The 2,672-nt window shown below is 65.8% G+C and carries 4 protein-coding genes and 1 tRNA gene; 4 read left to right on the top strand and 1 reads right to left on the bottom strand.

The features are described from left to right. The 3 genes from VN856_RS00800 to VN856_RS00790 form a co-directional block, all read left to right on the top strand. Positions 1-355 (top strand): DUF3052 domain-containing protein (locus VN856_RS00800; RefSeq protein WP_325685229.1); only part of this gene is annotated, 355 nt, incomplete at its 5' end. Beyond that, positions 355-816: a peroxiredoxin gene (locus VN856_RS00795; RefSeq protein WP_325685228.1), complete on the top strand. Its 462-nt coding sequence runs from the start codon at positions 355-357 to the stop codon at positions 814-816. The genes VN856_RS00800 and VN856_RS00795, both read left to right, overlap by 1 nt. A gap of 56 nt (positions 817-872) precedes the next feature. Further along, positions 873-947: transfer RNA gene (locus VN856_RS00790), tRNA-Val, on the top strand. Between the two features lie 254 nt (positions 948-1,201). Here the strand turns inward: VN856_RS00790 and VN856_RS00785 are convergent. Then, a complete protein-coding gene (locus VN856_RS00785; protein ID WP_325685227.1) occupies positions 1,202-1,864 on the bottom strand; it encodes a C39 family peptidase in 663 nt (220 codons plus the stop codon). 245 nt (positions 1,865-2,109) lie between these two features. On the opposite strand from VN856_RS00785, the gene VN856_RS00780 reads away from it, so the two are divergent. Beyond that, positions 2,110-2,672, top strand: a 563-nt coding sequence (locus VN856_RS00780) for a UdgX family uracil-DNA binding protein (RefSeq protein WP_325685226.1), incomplete at its 3' end; no start/stop codon positions are given.

The raw sequence follows: 2,672 nt of genomic DNA, 5'->3' as shown, positions 1-2,672 counted from the left end.
AGAGTGGGGTTGGGACGAGGACACCGACGACGATATCCGCGCCGACGCGGAGGATGCGTGCGGTGGCGAGTTGCTCGACGAAGACACCGATGAGGTGGTCGACATCGTCTTGCTGTGGTGGCGCGACGGCGACGGCGACCTTGTCGACACCCTGATGGACGCCATCACGCCGTTGGCCGACGACGGCGTGATCTGGGTGCTCACACCCAAGACCGGCCGTCCGGGTCACGTGCTACCCGCCGAGATCGCCGAGTCGGCCCCCACCGCGGGGCTGATGCCGACCTCGTCGGTGAACCTCGGCGACTGGAGCGGGAGCCGGTTGGTGCAACCGAAGTCACGCGCCGCGCGGCGCTGATGCTTCCCGTCGGCGCGAGCGCACCGGGCTTCACGCTGCTCGACCAGAACCGACAGCCGGTCACCCTCGGCGACTTCCGCGGCGCCAAAGACGTGCTGCTGGTGTTCTTCCCGCTGGCCTTCACCGGCATCTGCCAAGGCGAGCTCGATCAGCTGCGCGATCATCTGCCCGACTTCGAGAACGATGACAGCGCGGTCTTGGCCATTTCGGTGGGACCGGCGCCCACCCACAAGGTGTGGGCCACCGAAAGCGGATTTCTGTTCCCGGTGCTCTCCGATTTCTGGCCGCACGGCGCGGTCAGCCAGGCCTACGGGGTGTTCAACGACGACGCCGGTGTGTCCAATCGCGGCACGTTCGTGGTCGACCGGTGTGGGACGATCCGGTTCGCCGAGATGAAGCAGCCCGGTGAGGCCCGTGACCAGCGGCTGTGGGTCGAGGCGCTGACGGCGCTGAACGCCTGAACCGTTAATCGGCGTTTTGGGCGACGAGTGGTCGGGGCGGTATCTTTGCCCGGCACGGGCGCGTAGCTCAGTGGTAGAGCTCTGGTTTTACACACCAGCGGTCGGCGGTTCGATACCGTCCGCGCCCACCACTGTTTGTCTAGTTCATCCCTAATGCGACGGTCTAATGCCGATGGTTGTCACGACGTTGCCACAAGTGGGCGCAAATGGAGGGGATGACGGGGATGCCGATTTGTTGTTCTGGCTGGTCGGGCTGTTCCGAAAGCCATTGCCGGACAGTTGAATTCAGCCCTCGTCCAACCCGGGGTGGTCAAGTGACCGCAGGTTCAAATCCTGTCAGCCCGACAGCGGCAGGTCGTTGCGGGGGAGATGATCCGAGCGGCCGTCATTTCGTGACGACGGCGGAGTTGTGATTTGGCGCCCAGGCCTGCTCGAACGTACCGATAGGGACCTGCTCATCCCGGCCACTGGGGAGGCCACTGTCGTTGAGGTGCACTACCCCTGCTCGGGCGTCTATCCCCGTGACGACGACGAAGTGGTTCGCGGCGTTTCGGTTGCCGGGCCGGTTCCAGATGGTTTCGGCGTTGACTATCACGATCACCCGGTGTCGTTCGGCTAGGTCATGCTCCAGCTCGTCGATGCTTGTCTGAATGTTGTCGGCCTTGATTCGGTAGTGCGCGAGCAGCACAGGCAGATCCCTGATATCGGTGTTCGCGGTGAGGTTCCAGATCGGGCCGCGCCGCGCTGCGCTCGGCGTGCTCTCGGCCAGCGCGGTGATGCGCTGCTCGGCGGGCTCGTCTCCGGTGATCTGGCCGACCACGTCAGCCACCGCCATCTCCCCGCAGTCGGAAGTGTGTTGTTGGCGCCAGTAGGGCGCGGCGGCGAGGGGGTCGCCGTACATCCCGACATCGGGGTTGAAGGGGCGGCCCGAGGCGGCGTGGACGGCGCTGGCCGTAGCGACCAACGAGGCGGCAGTGACCACGAGCACGAGAAGCACGATTTTGGCGCTGCACGCGGCCGCACCGAGCCGACCTAGGAAAGCCCTCATTCGCGGCGCCATCGGCGAGGTAGTCGGCGTTTTCAGCGGGGCTTCGGATAGCCGCATAAGCCATCATCGACGGCGATGCCGCAAAACCGCCGCAACGCCACGCGGACGTTCAGAAATGCTTTACCCGCAGGCGACACACGCTGAGCCCGCGCCAAGCCCTGGCCTGAGGTACCCGTCGACCGCAGAACCAAAGCTCGAGCCGCAGCCGCGATTTAGCCATCATGCGCTGGGGGTAGCCCTTCGCCGTGGAGACGAGCGCCGCAGCATTCGTGCCGGACACGCGCAGCGTGACCAAGCTGGCCGCCGCGGCAAGGGAATGCCGAGGCTGTCAGCTACATGCAGACGCCGAGCAGACCGTGTTCGGCGAGGGGCCCCGCACCGCACGCATGATGCTGGTGGGGGAGCAGCCCGGCGATCAGGAGGACCGCACGGGCAAGCCGTTCGTCGGGCCCGCCGGCCGGATCCTCGACAAAGCGCTCGATGCCGCCGGGATCGGCCGAGGCGAGCTGTACGTCACCAACGCGGTCAAGCATTTCAAGTTCACCGTCCGCGCCGAGCGGGGCAAGCGGCGTATCCATAAGACACCCAGCCGGACTGAGGTGGTGGCCTGTCGCCCGTGGCTGCTCGCCGAACTCGGCGCCGTCGAGCCCGACGTAGTCGTCCTCATGGGAGCTGTCGCAGCAAAATCACTGCTGGGCAAGGACTTTCGGCTCACCGCGCACCGCGGCGAAGCGTTGCACCTGGCCACCAACGATGGCTTAGGCAATCCAGAGTTGGTGGTCACCGTGCATCCGTCCTCGATTCTTCG

This window comes from Mycobacterium sp. (genome assembly GCF_035603715.1).
Taxonomy (GTDB): Bacteria; Actinomycetota; Actinomycetes; order Mycobacteriales; family Mycobacteriaceae; genus Mycobacterium.
The sequence above is the reverse complement of the archived record's forward strand: the minus strand, read 5'-3'. Positions and strand labels throughout refer to the sequence as shown.

Excerpts from the sequence above, each read along its gene's own strand:
- VN856_RS00785 (WP_325685227.1), bottom strand. The coding sequence starts at position 1,864 with ATGAGGGCTTTCCTAGGTCGGCTCGGTGCGGCCGCGTGCAGCGCCAAA.
- VN856_RS00795 (WP_325685228.1), top strand. The coding sequence starts at position 355 with ATGCTTCCCGTCGGCGCGAGCGCACCGGGCTTCACGCTGCTCGACCAG.